Genomic DNA, 19,225 nt, shown 5'->3' on the forward strand with positions numbered 1-19,225 from the left:
CCCGAACGCACAATCGGCCGGAGGGCCGGCCTCCTACCGGCGGCAGGGTTCGCCCCGCCGTAGGAGGCCAGCCCCTGGCCGATCCGGCGCAAGAGATTGCCCGAACGCACAATCGGCCGGAGGGCCGGCCTCCTACCGGGGGCAGGGTTCGACCCGTCGTAGGAGGCCAGCCCCTGGCCGATCCGATGCAGGAGACCGCCCGGACGCACAATCGGCCGGAGGGCCGGCCTCCTACCGGGGGCAGGGTTCGACCCGTCGTAGGAGGCCAGCCCCTGGCCGATCCGGCGCAGGAGATTGCCCGAACGCACAATCGGCCGGAGGGCCGGCCTCCCACCGCCGTAGGAGGCCAGCCCTCTGGCCGATCCGGCACCGACCGATCCGGCACCGACCAACCAGGCGCCGCATGAGCCCCCGCAGCCCCATCACCCTCCCCTGGCTGGACCCGGATCACCCGGAGGCGCCGTTCCCGCCGGCGGAGACCGCGCTGGACGAGCCCAACGGCCTGCTCGCCGCCGGCGGCGATCTCTCGGTGCCGCGCCTGGTCAACGCCTACCGCAGCGGGATCTTCCCCTGGTTCGAGGCCGGCCAGCCGATCCTGTGGTGGAGCCCCGACCCGCGGGCGGTGCTGGAACCACGCGCCTTCCGCATCCGCCGCTCGCTGCGCAAGACCCTGCGCAACGCCGGCTACACCGTCACCTTCGACCGCGCCTTCGAGCGCGTGATCGCCGGCTGTGCCGGCCCGCGCGCCCGCTCCGCCGGCACCTGGATCACCCAGAGCATGCAGGAGGCCTATACCGCGCTGCATCGCGTGGGCCATGCGCATTCGGTGGAGGTGTGGGACGGCCCGCGGCTGATCGGCGGGCTCTACGGGGTGGCCGCGGGCCGGCTGTTCTGCGGCGAGTCCATGTTCAGCCTCGAGCGCGACGCCTCGAAGATTGCCCTCGCCTGGCTGTGCCGCCACATGGTGGCCCGGGACTGGCCGCTGATCGACACCCAGATGGCCACCGAACACCTGGTGAACCTGGGCGCGATCGAACTCCCGCGCGACACGTTCCTGCGCCGGATCCGCCCCCTGGTCGCCGACCGGACCGTGCCGCCGCCGGGCCCCTGGACGCTCGACCCGGACCTGCATCCGCTGGACCCGGAGTGGTAGACCCCGGGCAGACCGTCACTGGCGACAAAACGGCCCCACCTGCCAGAACCGTCGGCAGCGGAACTCGGACTCGCAGCTCTCCAGCTGGCTCGCATAGCGACTGGCGCGGTCACGCACCTGACGCGCGGCGCGCTGCACCCCGGGCTTGCCGCGATAGCTGCCGCGGTTATAGCCGCCCTGCCCCTCGTGGTAGGCGAGATACAGGTGCTCCGGGTTATGCAGGGAAACCCCGGTCATGCGCCGGGTGCGCTCGTTGTACCAGCCGATGAAGTCGGTCGCGTGCTTCATGTGCGTGCGCCGGGCGAAGCGGCTGCCGGCGTCCTCGCGGTATTCGCCCCAGACGGGGTCCTGGGCCTGGGCATAGCCATAGGCCGAGGACGGCCGGCGCCACGGGATGATCCCCAGCAGGCGCTCGCGCGGCGGGCGCACGTGGCTGCGGAACGAGGACTCCTGCTGGATGATCGCCATCTGCGTGGCAATGGGAGTGCCCCATTGCTCCTGGGAGTCCAGGGCGTAGTCGTACCAGCGCGGTTCCTCGCGGAAGATCTCGCAGATGTTGCTCTGATCCTGCGGCGGCGAGGGCGAGAGCATCGCGCAGCCGCTGGCCGTCAGCACCAGGGCCAGCAGGACCAGGGCCCGCATTGCCAGTCGTGAGTTCACCCCGATCTCCGTATTCTTCCCTTGCGATCCGCGCAGTATAGGACAGCACGCACCGGCCGGGCAGTTGCGGGAGACGCCGGGGGCGTGTTCCATTCTCCCGACCCATCCCATTCGGCCGAACAAAGGATCCGCACATGAGCGACAACCCGACCGCAGGCTTCCGCTTCAACCACACCATGCTGCGCGTGAAGGACCCGGACGCGTCGCTGGATTTCTACCGGCGCGTGTTCGGCATGGAGCTGGTGAAGACCCTGGACTTCCCGGAGTTCGAGTTCACGCTGTATTTCCTCGCCCGCCAGGACGAAGGTGAGCCGGCGCCGCCGCAGGACGAGGGCGAACGCACCCGCTGGATGTTCAGCCAGCGCGGCATCCTCGAGCTGACCTACAACTACGGCACCGAGAAGGATCCGGACTTCCACTACCACGACGGCAATGCCGAACCGCAGGGCTTCGGCCACATCTGCTTCTCGGTGCCCGACCTGGACGCCGCGGTGCGCTGGTTCGACCAGAACGATGTGGAGTTCGTGAAGCGCCCCGACGAGGGCGGGCTGAAGGATATCGCCTTCGTGAAGGACCTCGACGGCTACTGGATCGAGATCCTGGAGCCCGCGCGCCTCACCGGCCTGGGGCGCTGATCCCCCGCCACCCCGAAGCCCCCTGACAGCCCTCGCCGTCCCCCGGATTCCGGGGAGCGGCTTGCTTCGCCCGTGATACTGTACAAATATACAGTATATGGACGAACGCGCACCCGAAGCCGACACCGCCCCGGCCTTTGCCGAGCTGACGGCGCTGAGCAACTTCTCGTTCCTGCGCGGGGCCTCGCACCCCGAGGAGCTGGTGGAGCGCGCGGCGGCGCTGGGCTATCGCGCGCTGGCGCTGACCGACATCGCCTCGCTGGCGGGCCTGGTGCGCGCGCACGAGGCGGCGCAGCGCACCGGCGTGCACCTGATCGCGGGCGCCCGCCTGCAGCTGGCCGACGGCCCCGAACTGACCGTGCTGGTGCGCGACCGCACGGGCTATGCCGCCCTGTGCCGCCTGATCACCACCGCGCGCGGGGCCGCGGACAAGGGCGAGCACCACCTGACCCGGGCGGATCTGGAGGCAGTCCCGGAAGCGGAGCGCGCCGGCTGGCACGTGCTGCTGCATCTGTGGCCGGAATCCGACACGGCCGATCCCGACGACGCAGCGGCCTGGCTGCGGGCATGGGCCGCGCCCGGGCAGGGACATCTGGCGGTGGCGCTGCTGCGGACGCCCGGGGATCCGGCGCAGATCGCCCGGGCACGGCATCTCGCGCAGGAACACGACCTGCCGGTGACGGCCTGCGGCGACGTACACATGCATGCCCGCGGGCGGCGCGCGCTGCAGGACGTGCTGACCGCGCTGCGCCACCGCTGTACCGTGGCGCAGGCGGCCGACCGGCTGTTTCCCAACGGCGAACGCGGCCTGCGCCCGCGCGCGGACCTGGCCACGCTGTATCCGGCCGCCTGGCTGCACCACGCGGTCGCCATCGCCGACGACTGCCGCTTCTCCCTGGACGAACTCGAATACCACTACCCCACCGACCCGCTGCCGCCCGGGCGCACCGCCACCGAGTACCTGCGCGAGGAGAGCCTGCGCGGGGCCCGCAAGCGCTGGCCCGACGGTATCCCGGAGGCGGTGCAGGCGCAGATCGAGCGCGAGCTGGGCATCATCGCCGAGCTGGGCTACGAACCCTACTTCCTCACCGTGTACGACATCGTGCGCTTCGCCCGCAGCCGCGGGATCCTGTGCCAGGGCCGGGGTTCGGCGGCCAACTCGGCGGTGTGCTACGCGCTGGGCATCACCGCGGTGGATCCGTCGCGCTCCAGCATGCTGTTCGAGCGCTTCATCTCCGCCGAGCGCGGCGAGCCACCGGATATCGACGTCGACTTCGAGCACGAGCGCCGCGAGGAGGTGATCCAGTACATCTACCGGCGCTACGGCCGCAACCGCGCGGCACTGGCCTGTACCGTGATCCGCTATCGCCGCCGCAGCGCCCTGCGCGACGTGGGCCGGGCGCTGGGGCTCTCGCGCGCGCGACTGGACGCGCTGACGGCCAACCTCGCCTGGTGGGACGAGGGCATCCCGGCCGAACGCCTGCGCGAGGTCGGCCTGGAACCCGACGGCGCCCTGGCCCGTCAGTGGCAGGCCCTGACCGCCGAGCTGGTCGGGTTCCCGCGTCACCTGTCGCAGCACACCGGGGGCTTCGTGATCGCCGCCGGGCGGCTCGACGAGCTGGTGCCAATCGAGAACGCGGCGATGCCCGAACGCAGCGTGATCCAGTGGGACAAGGACGACCTCGACGCCGCCGGCCTGCTGAAGATCGACGTGCTGTCGCTGGGGATGCTCTCCTGCGTGCGCCGCGCGCTGGAGCTGATGCACCGGCACCGCGGCCGCGACTGGGGCCTGGCCGACATCCCGGCCGAGGACCCGGCGGTCTACGCGATGCTGCAGAAGGCCGACAGCCTGGGGGTGTTCCAGATCGAGTCGCGCGCACAGATGAGCATGCTGCCGCGGCTGAAGCCGAAGAACTTCTACGACCTGGTGATCGAGATCGCCATCGTGCGTCCCGGCCCGATCCAGGGCGAGATGGTGCATCCCTATCTCAAGCGCCGGGCACACCCCGAGCGGGTGCGCTTCCCCAACGCGGAGATCGAACGGGTGCTGGGGCGCACCCTGGGCGTGCCCATCTTTCAGGAACAGGTGATCGAGCTGGCGATGGTGGCGGCCGGGTTCTCCGCCGGCGAGGCCGACGGGCTGCGCCGCTCCATCGGCGCCTGGCGCCGCCGCGGGGATCTCGGGCGCTGGCGCGAGCGGCTGCTGGAGGGGATGCGCGAGCGCGGCTATTCCGCCGAGTTCGCCGAGCGGCTGTATCGCCAGATCCTCGGCTTCGGCGAATACGGCTTCCCCGAATCGCACTCCGCCAGCTTCGCGCTGATCACCTGGGTCTCGGCCTGGCTGAAGTGCTTCGAGCCGGCGATCTTCGCCTGCGCCCTGCTCAACAGCCAGCCGATGGGCTTCTACGGCCCGGCGCAGATCGTGGCCGATGCCCGTCGTCACGGCGTGGAGGTGCGCCCGGTGGACGTGAACCACAGCCAGCCGGAATGCAGCCTGGAGGCCGCCGGCGACTCACCGGATACGCCGGACGCGCCGGACGTGCCGGATGCCCCGCTGGCCCTGCGCCTGGGCTTCAACCGTGTCCAGGGCCTGCGCCGGGAGGTCGCCGGACGCATCCACGCGGCCCGCGCCGAGGGCCCGTTCAGCGACGTGCCCGAGCTGGTCGCACGCGCCCGGCTGAGCCGGGCCGAGGCCGGCCGGCTGGCGCGCGCCGGGGCCCTGGAGGCGCTGGCCGGCAACCGCCACCAGGCGCGCTGGGCCGCCGATGCGGTGGAGGCCCCGCTGCCGCTGTTCGAGGGCCTGCCGCAACACGCCGAGCCCGCCGACGCCCCGCACGAGCCACGCGAGCCACGCGAGCCACGCGAGCCGGGGCAGGCCGGGGACGACGCCCGCACGCCCCTGCTGCCGGTGCCCGACGCGGTGGACGACCTGGTCCAGGACTACGCCACCACCGGCCTCACGCTGGGGCCGCACCCGCTGGCCCTGCTGCGCCCGCAGCTCGAACGCCGGCGCCTGCCGGACTCCGCGACGCTTTCCGCGCGCCGGCGCCCCGGCCCGGCGCGCTACGCGGGTCTGGTGATCACCCGCCAGCGCCCGGGCTCGGCCAACGGCACGGTATTCCTGACCCTGGAGGACGAACACGGCACGCTGAACGTGATCGTCTGGCCCGACCGCGTGGAACGCTTCCGCGCCGAGGTCCTGCACGGCCAGCTGCTGGAGATCGACGGCGAATGGCAGTGGGCCGACGGCGTCGGCCACCTGGTCGCCCGACGCCTGACCGACCGCAGCACCTGGCTCGGCGACCTGGTCACCCGCTCCCGCGACTTCGGCTAAGGACCAGCTCCTAGGAAGCGGCGGTATCCACGGAGAAGCTCTCGCCACAGCCGCATTCGGCGGTGACGTTCGGGTTGTGGAAGACGATTTGCCGGGTCAGCCCCTCCGCCTGGAAATCGATCTCCGTTCCGCGGATGAATTCGAAGCTCTTCGGATCGACATGGACGTCGAGGCGTTCATCCACGCGGAACACCAGATCATCGGGTCGCGGCTCGCGGACCAGGTCCACCGAATACATCCACCCGGAGCACCCGGTGCGTTTCACTTCAACGCGAAATCCGACGGCCTCGGGGTCACTCTCCATCTGCGCGAGGATGTGCCGGACTGCATCGTCGGTCGCGCGAATCCGGTCGCTCTCCGGAATGCGGGCGGTCTCGGCAGTCGCGTCGGCGATGTTCGAATTCATGGCTACACCTCTCTGGCGTGAAACGGGTCAATCCCAGCGGTCGTCACGGACCTCGACGCGCCCGTCGCGGACGCGCACCGGGAAACAGGTAAGTGGCTCCACCGCCGGGGCGGTGAGTGCACTGCCGTCGCGCAGACAGAACTCGGCACCGTGGTGCGGACAAACCAGTCGGTCATCACGCAACTCACCCTCGGCGATCGGATATTCCTCGTGCGAACACAGGTCCTCGATGGCGTAGAAGGTCCCCTCCAGGTTGAAGACCGCGATCGGGACGTCGTCGACCTCCACCACCCGGCGCTCGCCCGGGGGGATGTCGTCCACGGCGGCTACATCGGCCCAGTCTTCCATCAGAACATCCCCGTTTCGAGACGCGCGGCCTCGCTCATCCGCGAGGCATCCCACGGTGGATCGAACACCATCTCGACCCCCGCCTGCTCGACGGTGGGAACCTCCATGATCCGCTGCCATACATCGTTGGCCAGCGTGTCCCCCATCCCGCAGCCGGGTGCGGTCAGCGTCATCTCGACCCACACGGAGCGCGAGCCGTCTTCCTCTTTCTCCACCGTGCAGGAGTAGATCAGCCCCAGTTCCACGATGTTGATGGGGATCTCCGGGTCGTAGCAGGTCCTCATCTGCTCCCACACCAGCTGCTCGACATCTTCGTCCGAGGCATTTTCGGGCAGTTGCGGCGGCGGTGGCGGCGTTTTGCCCAGTGCATCCGCGTCTTCACCACTGATGCGGAACATCCGCCCCTGCGCGGTGACGGTGAAGGAGCCGCCGAGCGCCTGCATCAGGGCCACCTGGCTGCCTTCTCCGATCATCACCTTCTGGCCCGATGGCACCGCAACCGCCAGCGTGTCCCGCTCCAGTTTCACGATTTCCTGAGACGCCATCGTCATTCCTCCGAATGTTCGGGTGTCATCACGCTTGTGCAAGAGTGGCGGGCACGGCCTCCGGGAGACGCTGCGCGAGCCGGTTCTCCACCACCGCCCGGACCGGATCCAGTTTCATCGGCTCCAGCACTTCTTCGGCAAAGGCGTAGACCAGCATGCCCCGGGCGATCTCCGGCCCGATGCCACGACTGGCGAGGTAATACAGCGCATCGGCATCCAGCTGGCCGACGGTGGCGCCGTGCGCCGCCTTCACGTCGTCCGCGTAGATCTCCAGCTCCGGCTTGGCGTCGATCTCCGCCTTGGGCGACAGCAGGAGATTGGCGCTGTGCTGCTCCGCGGCGGTCTTCTGGGCCCCTTCACGGATCAGGACACGCCCCTTGAATACCCCGCGGCCCCGGCCCTGCGCGATACCCCGGTACTGCTCGCGGCTGGTGGTATGCGGGACCGAGTGGTGGACCCGCGTGTGGGTATCCACATGCTGCCGGTCACCGACCAGGAACAGGCCGTTGAGATGGGTCTCGGCGCCGGGCTCCACCAGGTCCACGTTCAGGTCGTGCCGCACCAGGCGCCCGCCCAGATTCACGTTGTGCGAGGTCACCACACTGTCGCGCCGCTGGCGGACGAAGACATTGCCGACGTGATAGGCGGTATCCGCATGCTCCTGCACCAGATAGTGGTGCAGGTGAGCCCCGGCATGGGCCTCGATCTCGGTAACCGTGTTGGTGAAACTGCGCGCCCCTTCCCCGTCCACGTAGTGCTCGATGATGGTGGCCTCACAACCGGACTCGCCCACAACGAGAACCCGGGGGTGGCACCAGACATTCTCACTGGACGGGGTTCCGTAGAACACCAGGTGGATCGGGCGCTCCAGCACCACACCGGGCTCCAGGTGGATCACGGCCCCGTCGGTCAGGAACGCGGTATTCAGCGTCGCAAACGACGAGTACTGGTCGTGGGCAAGCCCGTCCAGACACTGTTCCGGGATGGTCGCCCCCTCCCGGATCGCCGTATTCAGGCCGTCGATGCGGACCCCTCGAGCCAGTCCGTCGAGTCGCGACAGGTCGTCGCGCAGGAACCCGTTCTCGAACACCAGGCGCCAGGGCTCGAGCTCGCCGAAGACATGCTCCTCGAGTGTCGCGGCGTCAAGCAGCCCGCATTCGCTGGCAACCGAGAACGGCTTGTTGGCGATCGGGCGAACGTTGGTGTATTTCCATTCCTCGGCACGCGGGTCGGGGAAGCCGGACTCCGCGAACCGCTCGGCCGCCGCCCGCCGTTGCTGCGCGAGCCACGGCGGCAGATCCGCACTCAACGTTCCCTGCAGCTGCTCGAGCTGCCCGATGTAATGGGTATCCAGTGCGTTCGCGCTCATGCGGCCTCCTTGATGATCCCCTGGTAGCCTTCGCGCTCGAGCTCCTGGGCCAGCGTCTTGTCACCGGACTTGATGATCCGGCCGCCGGACAGCACATGGACGTAGTCCGGCTCGATGTGGCTCAGCAGGCGCTGGTAATGGGTCACCAGCACGATCGCCCGGTCCGCCGAACGCAGGTGGTTCACCCCTTCCGCCACGATCTTCAGGGCGTCGATGTCCAGCCCGGAGTCGGTCTCGTCCAGCAGGGCCAGGTGCGGCTCCAGCACCAGCATCTGGAGGATCTCGTTGCGTTTCTTCTCGCCCCCGGAGAATCCGGAATTGATCGCGCGATGCAGGAAGCTCTCGTCCATCTGCATCATCTGCATCTTTTCCCGCACCAGGGTCAGGAACTGGAAGGTGTCCGCCTCGGGTTCGCCGCGGTGCTTGCGCTGGGCGTTGTAGGCTTCCTTGAGCAGATAGATGTTCTTGACGCCGGGGATCTCCACCGGGTACTGAAAGCCCAGCAGCATCCCTTCGCGGGCGCGGATCTCGGGTTCCATCGCCAGCAGGTCCTGATCCTGATAGGTGACCGACCCCGACGTGGCTTCATAACCGTCGCGGCCGCCCAGCACCTGGCACAGGGTGCTCTTGCCGGAGCCGTTGGGTCCCATGATGGCGTGGACCTCGCCCGGTTTTACCTCGAGGTCGATCCCCCTGAGGATCTCCTTGTCGTCAATCGATGCATGCAGGTCGTTGATCTTCAGCATGTGCGTTGTCCTCCGGGTACCTGGAAATTCAATGTCGGTTGTGGCGCGCCCTAGGCATTCGTCCGGGCATGCTCGAGGGCCAGCTCCTTGACCCGGAGCATGAGCGCCTCCATGCCGGCGCGCCGGGTCGGGCTGAGGGCTTCGTCCATGCCGACCTCGCCCAGCAGTTCATACGGGTCGGTGTTCAGGACTTCCTCCGGCGTCTTGTCCCGGAACGGCAGCAGCATCAGGGCCATCAGGCCCCGCACCATGGACGTCTCCGCGTCCGCCTCCAGCACCAGCCGCGGGGGCTCCTGGTCGTCCAGATGGGCGATCAGCCACGCCTGCGTGTTGCAGTCCTTGACGCGGTTCTCCTCCGTGAGCGCCTCCTCCGCCAGGGTCGGCATCTGGCGTCCCAGATCCTCGATCATGCGGAAGCGGTCATCCCAGTCCGGCATCATCTCGAATGCGCTTAACAGTTCTTGCTTGTTCATATCGGACCCCTCTTGTCGGACGCTTGTGTCGGACCCTTGTGCAAACCAGCTGCCGGGACAGCGGCTAGCCGACCGCCCCTTCCAGCGAAACGCTCAGCAGGGCCTCGGCCTCGGTGGCGAATTCCATGGGCAGCTCGCCGAAGACCTCCTTGCAGAAACCGTTCACGATCATGTTGACGGCATCCTCCTCGGACAGACCGCGCTGCTTGAGGTAGAAGATCTGATCGTCGCTGACCGTGGAGGTCGTCGCCTCGTGTTCGATGTTCGAGCTCGGGTTTTTCGCCTCGATGTACGGATAGGTGTGCGCGCCGCAGGTCTCCCCGAGCAGCAAGGAGTCGCACTGGGTGTAGTTGCGGGCGTTCTCGGCCCCGGGGGTCATGCGGACCAGGCCGCGGTAGGCGTTGTTGGCGCGGCCGGCGGAAATGCCCTTGGAAATGATCGTGCTGCGGGTATTGCGCCCCACGTGGATCATCTTCGTGCCGCTGTCGATCTGCTGGAAATTGTTGCCCACGGCCACCGAGTAGAACTCGCCGACCGAGTTGTCGCCCTTGAGCACGCAGCTCGGATACTTCCAGGTGATGGCGGACCCCGCCTCGACCTGGGTCCAGGCGATCTTGCTGTTGTCACCGCGGCACTCGCCGCGCTTGGTGACGAAGTTGTAGATGCCGCCCTTGCCTTCTTCGTCGCCCGGGAACCAGTTCTGCACGGTGGAGTACTTGATCTCCGCATCCGCCTCGGCGACCAGCTCGACCACTGCGGCGTGCAGCTGGTTCTCGTCACGCTGGGGCGCCGTGCAGCCCTCGAGGTAGCTCACGTGCGAACCCTCCTCGGCGATGATGAGGGTGCGCTCGAACTGGCCCGTGTCCATCGCATTGATGCGGAAGTAGGTCGACAGCTCCATCGGGCAGCGCACGCCCTTCGGCACGTACACGAACGAGCCGTCGGAGAACACCGCCGAGTTCAGGGCGGCGAAATAGTTGTCATTGCGGGGCACGACGGATCCGAGGTAGCGCTCGACCAGCTCCGGGTATTCCTGCAGCGCCTCGGAGAAGGAACAGAAGATCACGCCGGCATCCGCCAGTTTTTCCTTGAACGTGGTGGTCACCGACACGCTGTCGAACACCGCATCCACCGCGACGCCGGCCAGGCGCGCCCGTTCGTCCAGCGGGATGCCGAGCTTCTCGTAGGTTTCCAGCAGCTTGGGGTCGACCTCGTCCAGGCTCTGCGGTGCATCGTCCTTCGACTTCGGCGCCGCGAAATAGGAAATCGCCTGGAAATCGATCTTCGGATAATGCACATGCGCCCAGGTCGGTTCGCGCATCTGGAGCCAGTCGCGGTAGGCCGCAAGCCGCCATTCGAGCATGAACTCGGGTTCCTGCTTCTTGCGCGAGATCGCCCGAATGACGTCTTCGTTCAATCCCGGGGGCAGGATGTCCTGCTCGATATCGGTGGAGAAGCCCCACTTGTACTCGCCCTTGACGAGTTGCTCGATGTCCTTCGGCTGGGTCGACATAAGCCTTGCCTCGGTTGTGCGGTTGAACTCACGCGAGGGCAGAGCAGGATCCGGTTGCAGCCCGCGCTCCCGAGACGCCGACCGAGATTGGCGTTACATCCCGTCGTCGCCTGAATCAGGGGGTCGCCTCCGCCCTCTGTCTTCGGTTCCGACGATAAGAGAATTCCTGAGTAATTCAATAAGGATTATACCGAGCATTGATACAAGCCCCGGGGGAAGGTATGTGCTTGTGGGGCGGAGGAAGAAGTACCTGGGGGCAGAGAGGCTGCGTCACCGACCTGACGGCGCACCGCGGCATGCGGGTCGGACGCATGCCGGGCGAGCGCCGATGATCCGACCGGGCAGGTCACCCGCTCCCGCGACTTCGGCTAGCGCGGGGGTTCTTCCAGGGCGGCGAACACCGCGTCGACGAACTCTTGGAGGTCCGGCAGGTGATGCTCCAGGATCTCCCGAACCCGGGCGGGATCCACGTTCTGGTAACCATGGACCAGAATATTGCGAAACCCCGCCATCGCCGCCAGAGTTTCGGCCAGTTTGGCGGAGACCATCCCTTCGCCCTGTAACCGCAGAAACAGATCGCGGTTGCTTTCGGGCTCTCCGAGCCTGCGCGCCGAAACCCAGTGGGACGCCACATCCAGGGCCGCCTGGATCGCCAGCTGCAGGGTATGTTCCACGAACCGCCGTTCGCGCACGTCGGTGTCCAGGCGCGTCGGGTCCGCCAGCTCCTCCAGCTCGCGTACACACGTGCGGATGAACGCCAGCTTCTTCTCGACCAGCGCCCGATCCATCAAGCCCGTGCTCCGCGGCGGTATTCCTGCAGATAGGGGAGGACGTCGAAATAGGCGTTGCGCGCCGCCACCTCGAACGCGGCGCGGCGGTCCGGGGCGCGGTCCAGCAGCAGATGACCGTCGCGCAGGATCCGGTGCACGAGATCCGGGGGAGCGGAATGCAGGTCGACCAGATCGACCCGCCGGCCCAGCGTGTCCGACAGATCCATTTCCAGGCGCGCCAGTGGATCGAGCAGCGAGCGGGACATCGGCTCCGGCGTGAGGACCGCGAGGTCGATGTCGCTGTCGGGACAGGCCTCTCCTCGCGCATGGCTGCCAAACAGATAGGCCGCCATCACCGCGTCCTGCTCCGCAAGCCGGGTGCGCAGGAGTGTCGCCAGCGGACTGTCGCTCATCTCGAGAATCATGCCTCGAGTATCCGGCTCCACGCAGGAGCGTGCAACGCCGGGCAGCCTCAGGCGCGTTCGATGATGACGAAGGCCTGGGCGTAGTCGCGTTCGTCGGAGATGCTGAGGTGGACGGGGCCGGCGCCGAGGCGTTCGGCGGTGGCGCGGGCGCGGCCTTCCAGCACGAATTCCGGGCGGCCGCGGGCATCGTGGGTGACGCCGGCGTCGACCAGGGCCATGCCGGCGCCGACGCCGCAGCCCAGCGCCTTGGACAGGGCCTCCTTGGCGGCGAAGCGCCGCGCGAGGAAGCCGGCCGGGTCCTGCGCGGGGAGATCGGCGCGTTCCACCGGATGCAGGATGCGGTCGGCGAAACGTTCGCCGTGGCGCGTCCACAGCGCCTGCATGCGCGCCACCTGCACCAGGTCGGTACCGATCCCGAGGATCACGCCGAGGCCCTCGCCCGGGTCACACCGGGTACTGGCCGACCGGGGCGCCCTCGCGCGCGGCGTCCATCAGGCCGCGCATGTGGCTGACCGCCTCCGGCAGCCCGGTGAACAGCGCGCGGGCCACGATCGAGTGGCCGATGTTGAGTTCGTTGAACACCGGGTTGGCGGCGATCGCGCGCACGTTGTCGTAGTCCAGGCCGTGGCCGGCGTTGATCACCAGCCCCATCTGCCGCCCGGCCTCGGCGGCCTCGTTGATCTGCGTCAGCAGCCGCTCGCGTTCGCCGGCATCGGTGGCGTTGGCATAGGCCCCGGTGTGCAGTTCCACCACCGGGGCGCCAATGGCCGCCGCGGCCTCCAGCTGCCGCACGTCGGGCTCGACGAACAGCGACACCGCGATGCCCGCCTCGCGCAGGGGGCCAACAAAAGCGGTCAGGCGCTCGCGCTGGCCGATGGCATCCAGTCCGCCCTCGGTGGTCAGTTCCTCGCGGCGCTCGGGGACGATGCAGCAGTATTCCGGCCGCAGGTCCAGCGCGATCGTCTGCATCCCGTCGGTGGCGGCCATCTCCAGGTTCATGGGCACGGTCAGGCGCGGCTTGATGCCGAACACGTCGTCGTCCTGGATGTGCCGGCGGTCCTCGCGCAGGTGCAGGGTAATGGAGTCGGCCCCGCTGGCCTCGGCCAGGCGCACCGCCTGCATCAGGTCCGGGTACGGCGTGTGCCGCGCCTGGCGGATGGTCGCGATGTGGTCGAGGTTGACCCCCAGCTTGAGCGCGGGAACGGATGCGGCGTCGGTCATGGTATCGGTTTCCTGTTCAGAGCAGACCGCGGGTTTGCAGCGGCCGGCCGTCGAGATGGGCGTCGATCAGCGCGCGCATGAAATCGCGGCTGGCCCGGGCGAGATTATCCGGGACGTCCCGGCCGCTGGCCAGTGCCTGCAGTGCGGCGCCGGGCACGGCGCCGGCGGTGCGGGCAGGCACGTCGTGCAGGCCATGTTCCGGTTCGTAGCGATACCACGCCTCGGGCTCGAGATCGTCCGGGTCGATGAACGCGAGACCGGAATCCAGCCCCCCCAGCAGCTGCCACTCGGCCCGGCGCAGGATGCGATCCGCCGGACGGTCCTGCGCGAGATCGGTGTAGGCCCCGGTCAGGGTCTGCAGGGTGTCCTCCAGCGGGGCGTCGCGCGGGAACAGGCGCAGCACCAGCTCGTTCAGATACAGGCCGCAGACCAGCCGGCGCCCGGTCAGCGGGTACACCCGGCGTTCCTCGGCCACATTCAGGCTGGGCAGTTCGCCGCGCCCGCGCCACGCGAGATCCAGCAGCACGAACGGGCGCACGCTGCCCGCACGCCCGCGGGCCACCGCGGCAACGCGCCCCGCCCGCTCGGTGACCAGCTCCACCACGCGGCTGTTCTCGCGCAGCGGACGCGCATGCAGGACCACGCCCGGGGTGACCTCGCTGGCGGCGCTGCTCATGTACGGATTCCGGCGGCTACCGCGGTTCCTCGATCCCGAGTTCGCGCAGCGCCCGCGGGCTGCGCGACCAGTCCGCCTCGACGCGCACGGTGAGGTTGAGCATCACCTTGCGCTCCAGCAGCGATTCGAGCTGGTGGCGCGAGGCCTGGCCGATCTGCTTGAGCCGGCGCCCGCCCTTGCCGATGACGATGCCCTTCTGGCTGTCGCGCTCGACCAGGATCACCGCGTCGATATGAGCGGTGCGCGGGGCATCTTCCCAGTTCTCGACGCGCACGGCGACCGAGTAGGGCACCTCCTCGCCCAGCTGTTCCAGCATCGCCTCGCGGATCATCTCCTCGGCGCGAAAACGCTCCGGGCGGTCGGAGAGCTGGTCCGGGTCGTACAGGAACGGGCCCTCCGGCAGGTGGTTGCGGATCTCCTCGATCAGCCCCGGCAGGTTGGTGCCCCGCCGTGCGCCGATGGGTACCACCCCGGCATACGGAAACGCGGCCATGCGCTGTTCGATGAACGGCAGCAGCTCTTCCTTGTTCTTCTGCCGGTCGACCTTGTTGATCACCAGCAGGGCCGGCCGCCCGGACTGACGTACCGCCTCCTCGATGCGTTCGTCCGCCTCGCCGAAGCGGCCCGCCTCGGTCAGGAAGCAGATCAGGTCGGCATCCGACAGGGCCTGGCTGGCGGTGCGGTTGAGCACCTGGTTCACCAGTTTGGTGCGCTGCTGATCGATCCCGGGGGTGTCCATCAGCACGATCTGGTCGTCACCCTCGGTGACGATGCCGAGGATGCGGTTGCGCGTGGTGTGCGGCCGGCGCGTGGTGGCCGCCAGCTTTTCGCCCACCAGGCGGTTCATCAGGGTGGTCTTGCCGACGTTCGGACGGCCGATCAGCGCGACCAGCCCGCAACGCGTGCCGTCACGTGCCTCGTTCTCGGGTGTATTCATTGTTCCTGGGTCTGCTGGAGCCGGTGGAGGGCCGCTTCGGCCGCGGCCTGTTCGGCCCGGCGGCGGCTGGAGCCGCGTCCGTGCTGTCCCCAGCCCTGGGTGGGCAGATGCACGGCCACGGTGAAATGGCGCTGATGGTCGGGTCCGGAGACCTCCAGCACCTCGTAGACCGGGAGCTCCGCGTTGCGGCCCTGCAGTTTTTCCTGCAGCCGGGTCTTCGGGTCCTTCAGGGTCTCGGCGGCGGGGAGGTTTTCCAGACGCTCGGCATAGAGCGCGAGCGTGAAATCGCGCGCGGCGTCGAAGCCCGCCTCGCGATAGGTGAGCCCGATCAGGGCCTCGACCGCATCGGCAAGGATGGAGTCGCGCCGCTGGCCGCCGCTCTTGCGCTCGCCCTGGCCCAGATTGAGCATGCCTTCCAGACCGGTCTCGCGCGCCAGGGCCGCCAGCGATTCGCGATTCACCAGCGCGGCCCGCAGCCGGGTCAGGTCTCCCTCGGGCGAGTCCGGCAGCCGCTCGTACAGGGCATCGGCAACCACCAGGCCGAGTACCGCGTCACCGAGGAATTCCAGGCGCTCGTTGTTGCGCCCGCCGGCACTGCGATGGGTCAGCGCCTGGCGCATGCCTTCACCGTCCCGCACCGCCTCGGGCAGCAAGGTTCGAAAATCCCGTTCAGCCATGCACGTCTGGATCCTTCCGTTCGCGTCCCGATCTCATCTCGTCAGTCCGCCAGGGTCGCGGAATAGGAGAACTGTGCAACGATGTCGATGTTGCCCAGAAAGCCGCGCCGGATCTCGTAGTCGATGTTCATCGCCGGACCCTCGTCACCTTCGCCGACCGAGAAGTGCTCTTCCTCGATCTCGTCCGGCACCGTGTTCAGCTGAAAGCGCCGGCGGACCTCGCTCCACAGTTCGTCTTCGCTCTTGTCCGCCGCGCCCGGCTGCTCCGCCACGTCCTGCATGATCGAGCGCACCGTCAGATACTGGGTGTACTGCGTACCCATCTGGATCACGAAGGTGAGCACGATCAGGGCCAGGAAGATCATGGCCATGATGGTGGTGGCCCCGGCGCCCTTCATTCTGGTCTTCGATTGCATGGTTACCCCCGTCCCTGTCATGTATCAGCGTATGGCCTGCCCGATGCGGGAAAAGTCCATATGACTACCATTGTAATCCCAGTGCAGCCAGATGAAGAGCGCACGCCCCACCAGCAGCTCCTCGGACACGAAGCCCCACGACCGGCTGTCGTTGGAGTTGTCGCGATTGTCCCCGACCATGAAGTAATGCCCGTCCGGCACGACCACCCGCCCTTCCGCGGCCGGGCGGTCCTCGCGCATCAGGGTGTTGTACGTCCGGTCGCCCATGGTCTCCTCGAACAGCGTGGCACCGGACATCACCGCACCGGAGCCCTCGCCGTCGAAGGTACCGACCTCTTCGGCCGGCTGCGGCTCGCCGTTGACGTACAGCACGCGGTCGCGGAACTCGATCTCGTCACCGGGAAGCCCCACGACGCGCTTGATGTAGTCCTCGGCCGGATTGCGCGGATACTTGAATACCGCGACCTCGCCGCGTTCCGGGGCCCCGGTGTCGAGGATCCTGGTGCGCGTGACCGGCAGGCGTACGGCATAGGAAAACTTGTTCACCATGATGAAATCGCCCACCAGCAGGGTCGGCATCATGGAGCCCGAGGGGATGCGGAACGGTTCGGCAACGAACGAGCGCAGGACCAGCACGATCAGCAGGATCGGGAAGAACGAGCGCGAGTAGTCCACATACCAGGGCATCTTCGCCCGGCGCTCGGGGCTCAGCCGTCGGCGCAGCACCGCCCATACCAGCCAGATCAGGCCGGTTACCGCGGTCGCCACGACCAGGATCAGTTCCAGATTCGCCATGCTGTTTCCCTGCCCCCGCTACCGGCCCGACGGCCCGGTGGTTCCCGTCATTTCTCGTCCACCGAGAGTACCGCGAGAAAGGCCTCCTGCGGAACGTCCACCTTGCCGATGGACTTCATCCGCTTCTTGCCTTCCTTCTGTTTCTCCAGCAGCTTGCGTTTGCGGCTCACGTCCCCGCCGTAGCACTTGGCGAGCACGTTCTTGCGCATCGCCTTGACCGTCGAACGCGCGATGATCTTGGAGCCGATCGCCGCCTGGATGGCCACCTCGTACATCTGCCGCGGGATGATCTTCGCCATGCGCTCGGTGATCTCGCGTCCACGCGATTCGGCTTGGTCGCGATGCACGATCGCCGAAAGCGCATCCACCCGGTCGCCGTTGATCAGGATGTCGACCCGCACCAGCGGGGCTGCCTGGAAACGCAGCGGGTGGTAGTCGAACGAGGCATAGCCGCGGGTCGCGGACTTGAGCCGGTCGAAGAAGTCCAGCATGACCTCGGCCATCGGCAGTTCGTAGGACAGCTGCACCTGACGCCCGTGATAGGCCATGCGGGTCTGCACCCCGCGCTTTTCGACGCACAGGGTCATGACTGCGCCGACGTACTCCTGCGGCACGAGGATATTCGCCTCGATGACCGGCTCGCGGATCTCGGCGACCTCGTTGTTCGGCGGCAGCTCCGAAGGGTTGTGCACGGGCACCACGCTGCCGTCGTTCTTTTCCACCTCGTAGACCACGGTGGGCGCGGTATTGATCAGGTCCAGGCCGTATTCACGCTCCAGGCGTTCCTGCACGATCTCCATGTGCAGCATGCCGAGGAAGCCGCAGCGAAAGCCGAAGCCCAGGGCCGCCGAGGTCTCCGGCTCGAATGACAGCGCGGCATCGTTCAGGCGCAGCTTGTCGAGCGCGTCGCGCAGGTCGTTGAAGTCGTCCGCGGAGACCGGGAACAGACCGGCGAATACCCGCGGCTGGATTTCCTGGAACCCGGGGATCGGCTCGTCCGCCGGGTTGTTGAAGTCGGTGATCGTGTCACCGACCTTGGCCCCGGAGATGTCCTTGATGGTGGCGATCATGTAGCCCACCTCGCCGACGTCCAGATACTCGCGATCCACCGGCTTGGGCGTGAACACCCCCACACGATTGACCTCGTGCGGGCGTTCCACCGCCATCGCCTTGATCTTCTGGCCGGCATGCAGGCGCCCGGCCTTGACCCGCACCAGGGCCACCACGCCCAGGTAGTTGTCGTACCACGAGTCGATGATCAGGGCCTTCAGCGGAGCTTCCGAATCGCCCTGCGGCGGGGGGATGCGCCGCACCAGCTCCTCCAGCAGCTCGCTGATGCCCTCGCCGGTCTTGGCCGACACCCGCAGGGCATCGGTGGCCTCGATCCCGATCACGTCCTCGATCTCGTCGGCCACGCGGTCGGGTTCGGCCGCGGGCAGGTCGATCTTGTTGAGCACCGGCACGACTTCCAGCCCCTGGTCGATGGCGGTGTAGCAGTTGGCCACGCTCTGCGCCTCCACGCCCTGGGAGGCATCCACCACCAGCAGCGCACCCTCGCAGGCGTACAGCGAGCGCGAGACCTCGTAGGAGAAATCCACGTGGCCCGGGGTATCGATGAAGTTCAGCTGGTAGCGCTGGCCGTCGTTGGCGTCGTAGTACAGCGACACGCTCTGCGCCTTGATGGTGATCCCGCGCTCGCGTTCGAGATCCATGGAGTCCAGCACCTGCTCCGACATCTCGCGCTCGGTCAGCCCGCGGCAGCCCTGGATCAGGCGGTCCGCAAGGGTCGACTTGCCGTGGTCGATGTGGGCGATGATGGAAAAGTTACGGGTCAGACGGGTATCACTCATGCGGGCCCCAGCAGGTCCAGCAGTGCCTCTCGGTCAAGAAAGTGGCAGCAGAGAATGTCGCCGTCGACGGCAAGAACCGGCACCTTGGTGTTGTAGCGTTCCCGCAGGTCCGGGTCCTCGTCGATGTCGACGACGTCGAGCGTAAAAGTATAACGGCTTTGCAAAGCAAAAAGCTCTGCGAGCATATGCTCGCAGAGCCCGCAGCCTTCGCGATGGTACACCGTCAGTTGCGTCATGTGCGATGCACCGGCCCCGAAACCCGGCCCCGACACCCGG

Annotated in this window: 22 protein-coding genes; 3 read left to right on the forward strand and 19 right to left on the reverse strand. The window is 67.8% G+C overall.

All coding sequences use genetic code 11. The features are described 5' to 3' along the window. The first annotated feature begins 403 nt into the window (after window positions 1–403). A complete protein-coding gene (gene aat / locus C998_RS0106925) occupies window positions 404–1,153 on the forward strand; it encodes a leucyl/phenylalanyl-tRNA--protein transferase (RefSeq protein WP_018870132.1) in 750 nt (249 codons plus the stop codon). A gap of 15 nt (window positions 1,154–1,168) precedes the next feature. On the opposite strand, the gene C998_RS0106930 is transcribed toward aat, so the two are convergent. After that, the gene (locus tag C998_RS0106930) at window positions 1,169–1,795 is read right to left on the reverse strand and encodes a hypothetical protein (RefSeq protein WP_018870133.1); all 627 of its coding nucleotides are present in this window, start codon (window positions 1,793–1,795) and stop codon (window positions 1,169–1,171) included. A gap of 152 nt (window positions 1,796–1,947) precedes the next feature. Here C998_RS0106930 and gloA point away from each other — a divergent pair, with 152 nt between their 5' ends. Further along, entirely contained in the window at window positions 1,948–2,448 is a 501-nt protein-coding gene (gene gloA / locus C998_RS0106935; RefSeq protein WP_018870134.1) for a lactoylglutathione lyase, read from the forward strand. 97 nt (window positions 2,449–2,545) lie between these two features. Further along, entirely contained in the window at window positions 2,546–5,782 is a 3,237-nt protein-coding gene (locus C998_RS0106940) for an error-prone DNA polymerase (RefSeq protein ID WP_018870135.1), read from the forward strand. A 10-nt stretch (window positions 5,783–5,792) separates the two neighbouring features. Here the strand turns inward: C998_RS0106940 and C998_RS0106945 are convergent, their stop codons facing one another. From C998_RS0106945 to C998_RS0107030, 18 genes are all read right to left on the reverse strand, one after another. After that, window positions 5,793–6,188, reverse strand: coding sequence for an iron-sulfur cluster assembly accessory protein (locus C998_RS0106945; RefSeq protein ID WP_018870136.1), 396 nt, complete (start codon window positions 6,186–6,188; stop codon window positions 5,793–5,795). 27 nt (window positions 6,189–6,215) lie between these two features. Next, window positions 6,216–6,536, reverse strand: coding sequence for a non-heme iron oxygenase ferredoxin subunit (locus tag C998_RS0106950; protein ID WP_018870137.1), 321 nt, complete (start codon window positions 6,534–6,536; stop codon window positions 6,216–6,218). Continuing rightward, on the reverse strand, window positions 6,536–7,081 hold the full coding sequence (gene sufT / locus C998_RS0106955; protein ID WP_018870138.1) for a putative Fe-S cluster assembly protein SufT: 546 nt from the start codon (window positions 7,079–7,081) through the stop codon (window positions 6,536–6,538). Before sufT ends, C998_RS0106950 begins: the two co-directional genes overlap by 1 nt. Before the next feature lie 28 nt (window positions 7,082–7,109). Next, window positions 7,110–8,450 carry a Fe-S cluster assembly protein SufD gene (gene sufD / locus C998_RS0106960; protein WP_018870139.1) on the reverse strand — a complete coding sequence of 447 codons (1,341 nt, stop codon included), beginning with the start codon at window positions 8,448–8,450 and terminating at the stop codon, window positions 7,110–7,112. Further along, the gene (gene sufC / locus C998_RS0106965) at window positions 8,447–9,196 is read right to left on the reverse strand and encodes a Fe-S cluster assembly ATPase SufC (RefSeq protein ID WP_018870140.1); all 750 of its coding nucleotides are present in this window, start codon (window positions 9,194–9,196) and stop codon (window positions 8,447–8,449) included. The genes sufD and sufC overlap by 4 nt, the downstream gene beginning before the upstream one ends. Before the next feature lie 50 nt (window positions 9,197–9,246). Next, window positions 9,247–9,669: a SufE family protein gene (locus C998_RS0106970; protein WP_018870141.1), complete on the reverse strand. Its 423-nt coding sequence runs from the start codon at window positions 9,667–9,669 to the stop codon at window positions 9,247–9,249. A gap of 64 nt (window positions 9,670–9,733) precedes the next feature. Then, window positions 9,734–11,182, reverse strand: a complete 1,449-nt coding sequence (sufB, locus tag C998_RS0106975; protein ID WP_018870142.1) for a Fe-S cluster assembly protein SufB — start codon at window positions 11,180–11,182, stop codon at window positions 9,734–9,736. Window positions 11,183–11,550: 368 nt separating this feature from the next. Beyond that, window positions 11,551–11,970 (reverse strand): DUF86 domain-containing protein, encoded by a 420-nt coding sequence (locus C998_RS0106980; RefSeq protein ID WP_018870143.1) that lies wholly within the window; start codon window positions 11,968–11,970, stop codon window positions 11,551–11,553. Further along, a complete protein-coding gene (locus C998_RS0106985) occupies window positions 11,970–12,377 on the reverse strand; it encodes a nucleotidyltransferase domain-containing protein (protein WP_018870144.1) in 408 nt (135 codons plus the stop codon). The genes C998_RS0106980 and C998_RS0106985 overlap by 1 nt, the downstream gene beginning before the upstream one ends. A gap of 47 nt (window positions 12,378–12,424) precedes the next feature. Further along, the gene (acpS, locus tag C998_RS0106990) at window positions 12,425–12,802 is read right to left on the reverse strand and encodes a holo-ACP synthase (protein ID WP_018870145.1); all 378 of its coding nucleotides are present in this window, start codon (window positions 12,800–12,802) and stop codon (window positions 12,425–12,427) included. Window positions 12,803–12,821: 19 nt separating this feature from the next. Next, window positions 12,822–13,598: a pyridoxine 5'-phosphate synthase gene (locus tag C998_RS0106995; protein WP_018870146.1), complete on the reverse strand. Its 777-nt coding sequence runs from the start codon at window positions 13,596–13,598 to the stop codon at window positions 12,822–12,824. Window positions 13,599–13,614: 16 nt separating this feature from the next. Continuing rightward, the gene (locus C998_RS0107000) at window positions 13,615–14,274 is read right to left on the reverse strand and encodes a DNA repair protein RecO (protein WP_018870147.1); all 660 of its coding nucleotides are present in this window, start codon (window positions 14,272–14,274) and stop codon (window positions 13,615–13,617) included. A 16-nt stretch (window positions 14,275–14,290) separates the two neighbouring features. After that, window positions 14,291–15,211, reverse strand: a complete 921-nt coding sequence (gene era, locus C998_RS0107005; RefSeq protein ID WP_018870148.1) for a GTPase Era — start codon at window positions 15,209–15,211, stop codon at window positions 14,291–14,293. Further along, window positions 15,208–15,888, reverse strand: coding sequence for a ribonuclease III (rnc, locus tag C998_RS0107010; protein ID WP_018870149.1), 681 nt, complete (start codon window positions 15,886–15,888; stop codon window positions 15,208–15,210). The genes era and rnc overlap by 4 nt, the downstream gene beginning before the upstream one ends. Before the next feature lie 41 nt (window positions 15,889–15,929). After that, window positions 15,930–16,286, reverse strand: coding sequence for a DUF4845 domain-containing protein (locus C998_RS0107015; RefSeq protein ID WP_018870150.1), 357 nt, complete (start codon window positions 16,284–16,286; stop codon window positions 15,930–15,932). Between the two features lie 42 nt (window positions 16,287–16,328). Further along, window positions 16,329–17,099 (reverse strand): signal peptidase I, encoded by a 771-nt coding sequence (gene lepB / locus C998_RS0107020; protein ID WP_018870151.1) that lies wholly within the window; start codon window positions 17,097–17,099, stop codon window positions 16,329–16,331. A 47-nt stretch (window positions 17,100–17,146) separates the two neighbouring features. Next, window positions 17,147–18,949 carry a translation elongation factor 4 gene (gene lepA / locus C998_RS0107025; protein ID WP_018870152.1) on the reverse strand — a complete coding sequence of 601 codons (1,803 nt, stop codon included), beginning with the start codon at window positions 18,947–18,949 and terminating at the stop codon, window positions 17,147–17,149. Next, entirely contained in the window at window positions 18,946–19,185 is a 240-nt protein-coding gene (locus C998_RS0107030; RefSeq protein ID WP_018870153.1) for a glutaredoxin family protein, read from the reverse strand. The genes lepA and C998_RS0107030 overlap by 4 nt, the downstream gene beginning before the upstream one ends. Window positions 19,186–19,225: the final 40 nt, after the last annotated feature.

Source organism: Thioalkalivibrio sp. ALgr3 (assembly GCF_000377325.1).
Taxonomy (GTDB): domain Bacteria; phylum Pseudomonadota; class Gammaproteobacteria; order Ectothiorhodospirales; family Ectothiorhodospiraceae; genus Thioalkalivibrio.

What these genes read in the sequence shown, in the direction of transcription:
- C998_RS0106985 (WP_018870144.1), bottom strand. Translation starts at nt 12,377, where the DNA reads ATGATTCTCGAGATGAGCGACAGTCCGCTGGCGACACTCCTGCGCACC.
- sufD (WP_018870139.1), bottom strand. Translation starts at nt 8,450, where the DNA reads ATGAGCGCGAACGCACTGGATACCCATTACATCGGGCAGCTCGAGCAG.
- era (WP_018870148.1), bottom strand. Translation starts at nt 15,211, where the DNA reads ATGAATACACCCGAGAACGAGGCACGTGACGGCACGCGTTGCGGGCTG.
- gloA (WP_018870134.1), top strand. Translation starts at nt 1,948, where the DNA reads ATGAGCGACAACCCGACCGCAGGCTTCCGCTTCAACCACACCATGCTG.
- lepA (WP_018870152.1), bottom strand. Translation starts at nt 18,949, where the DNA reads ATGAGTGATACCCGTCTGACCCGTAACTTTTCCATCATCGCCCACATC.
- rnc (WP_018870149.1), bottom strand. Translation starts at nt 15,888, where the DNA reads ATGGCTGAACGGGATTTTCGAACCTTGCTGCCCGAGGCGGTGCGGGAC.
- C998_RS0106945 (WP_018870136.1), bottom strand. Translation starts at nt 6,188, where the DNA reads ATGAATTCGAACATCGCCGACGCGACTGCCGAGACCGCCCGCATTCCG.
- C998_RS0106930 (WP_018870133.1), bottom strand. Translation starts at nt 1,795, where the DNA reads ATGCGGGCCCTGGTCCTGCTGGCCCTGGTGCTGACGGCCAGCGGCTGC.
- aat (WP_018870132.1), top strand. Translation starts at nt 404, where the DNA reads ATGAGCCCCCGCAGCCCCATCACCCTCCCCTGGCTGGACCCGGATCAC.
- C998_RS0106950 (WP_018870137.1), bottom strand. Translation starts at nt 6,536, where the DNA reads ATGGAAGACTGGGCCGATGTAGCCGCCGTGGACGACATCCCCCCGGGC.
- lepB (WP_018870151.1), bottom strand. Translation starts at nt 17,099, where the DNA reads ATGGCGAATCTGGAACTGATCCTGGTCGTGGCGACCGCGGTAACCGGC.
- sufB (WP_018870142.1), bottom strand. Translation starts at nt 11,182, where the DNA reads ATGTCGACCCAGCCGAAGGACATCGAGCAACTCGTCAAGGGCGAGTAC.
- sufT (WP_018870138.1), bottom strand. Translation starts at nt 7,081, where the DNA reads ATGGCGTCTCAGGAAATCGTGAAACTGGAGCGGGACACGCTGGCGGTT.
- C998_RS0106940 (WP_018870135.1), top strand. Translation starts at nt 2,546, where the DNA reads ATGGACGAACGCGCACCCGAAGCCGACACCGCCCCGGCCTTTGCCGAG.
- C998_RS0106970 (WP_018870141.1), bottom strand. Translation starts at nt 9,669, where the DNA reads ATGAACAAGCAAGAACTGTTAAGCGCATTCGAGATGATGCCGGACTGG.
- C998_RS0106980 (WP_018870143.1), bottom strand. Translation starts at nt 11,970, where the DNA reads ATGGATCGGGCGCTGGTCGAGAAGAAGCTGGCGTTCATCCGCACGTGT.
- C998_RS0106995 (WP_018870146.1), bottom strand. Translation starts at nt 13,598, where the DNA reads ATGACCGACGCCGCATCCGTTCCCGCGCTCAAGCTGGGGGTCAACCTC.
- C998_RS0107015 (WP_018870150.1), bottom strand. Translation starts at nt 16,286, where the DNA reads ATGAAGGGCGCCGGGGCCACCACCATCATGGCCATGATCTTCCTGGCC.
- sufC (WP_018870140.1), bottom strand. Translation starts at nt 9,196, where the DNA reads ATGCTGAAGATCAACGACCTGCATGCATCGATTGACGACAAGGAGATC.
- C998_RS0107030 (WP_018870153.1), bottom strand. Translation starts at nt 19,185, where the DNA reads ATGACGCAACTGACGGTGTACCATCGCGAAGGCTGCGGGCTCTGCGAG.
- C998_RS0107000 (WP_018870147.1), bottom strand. Translation starts at nt 14,274, where the DNA reads ATGAGCAGCGCCGCCAGCGAGGTCACCCCGGGCGTGGTCCTGCATGCG.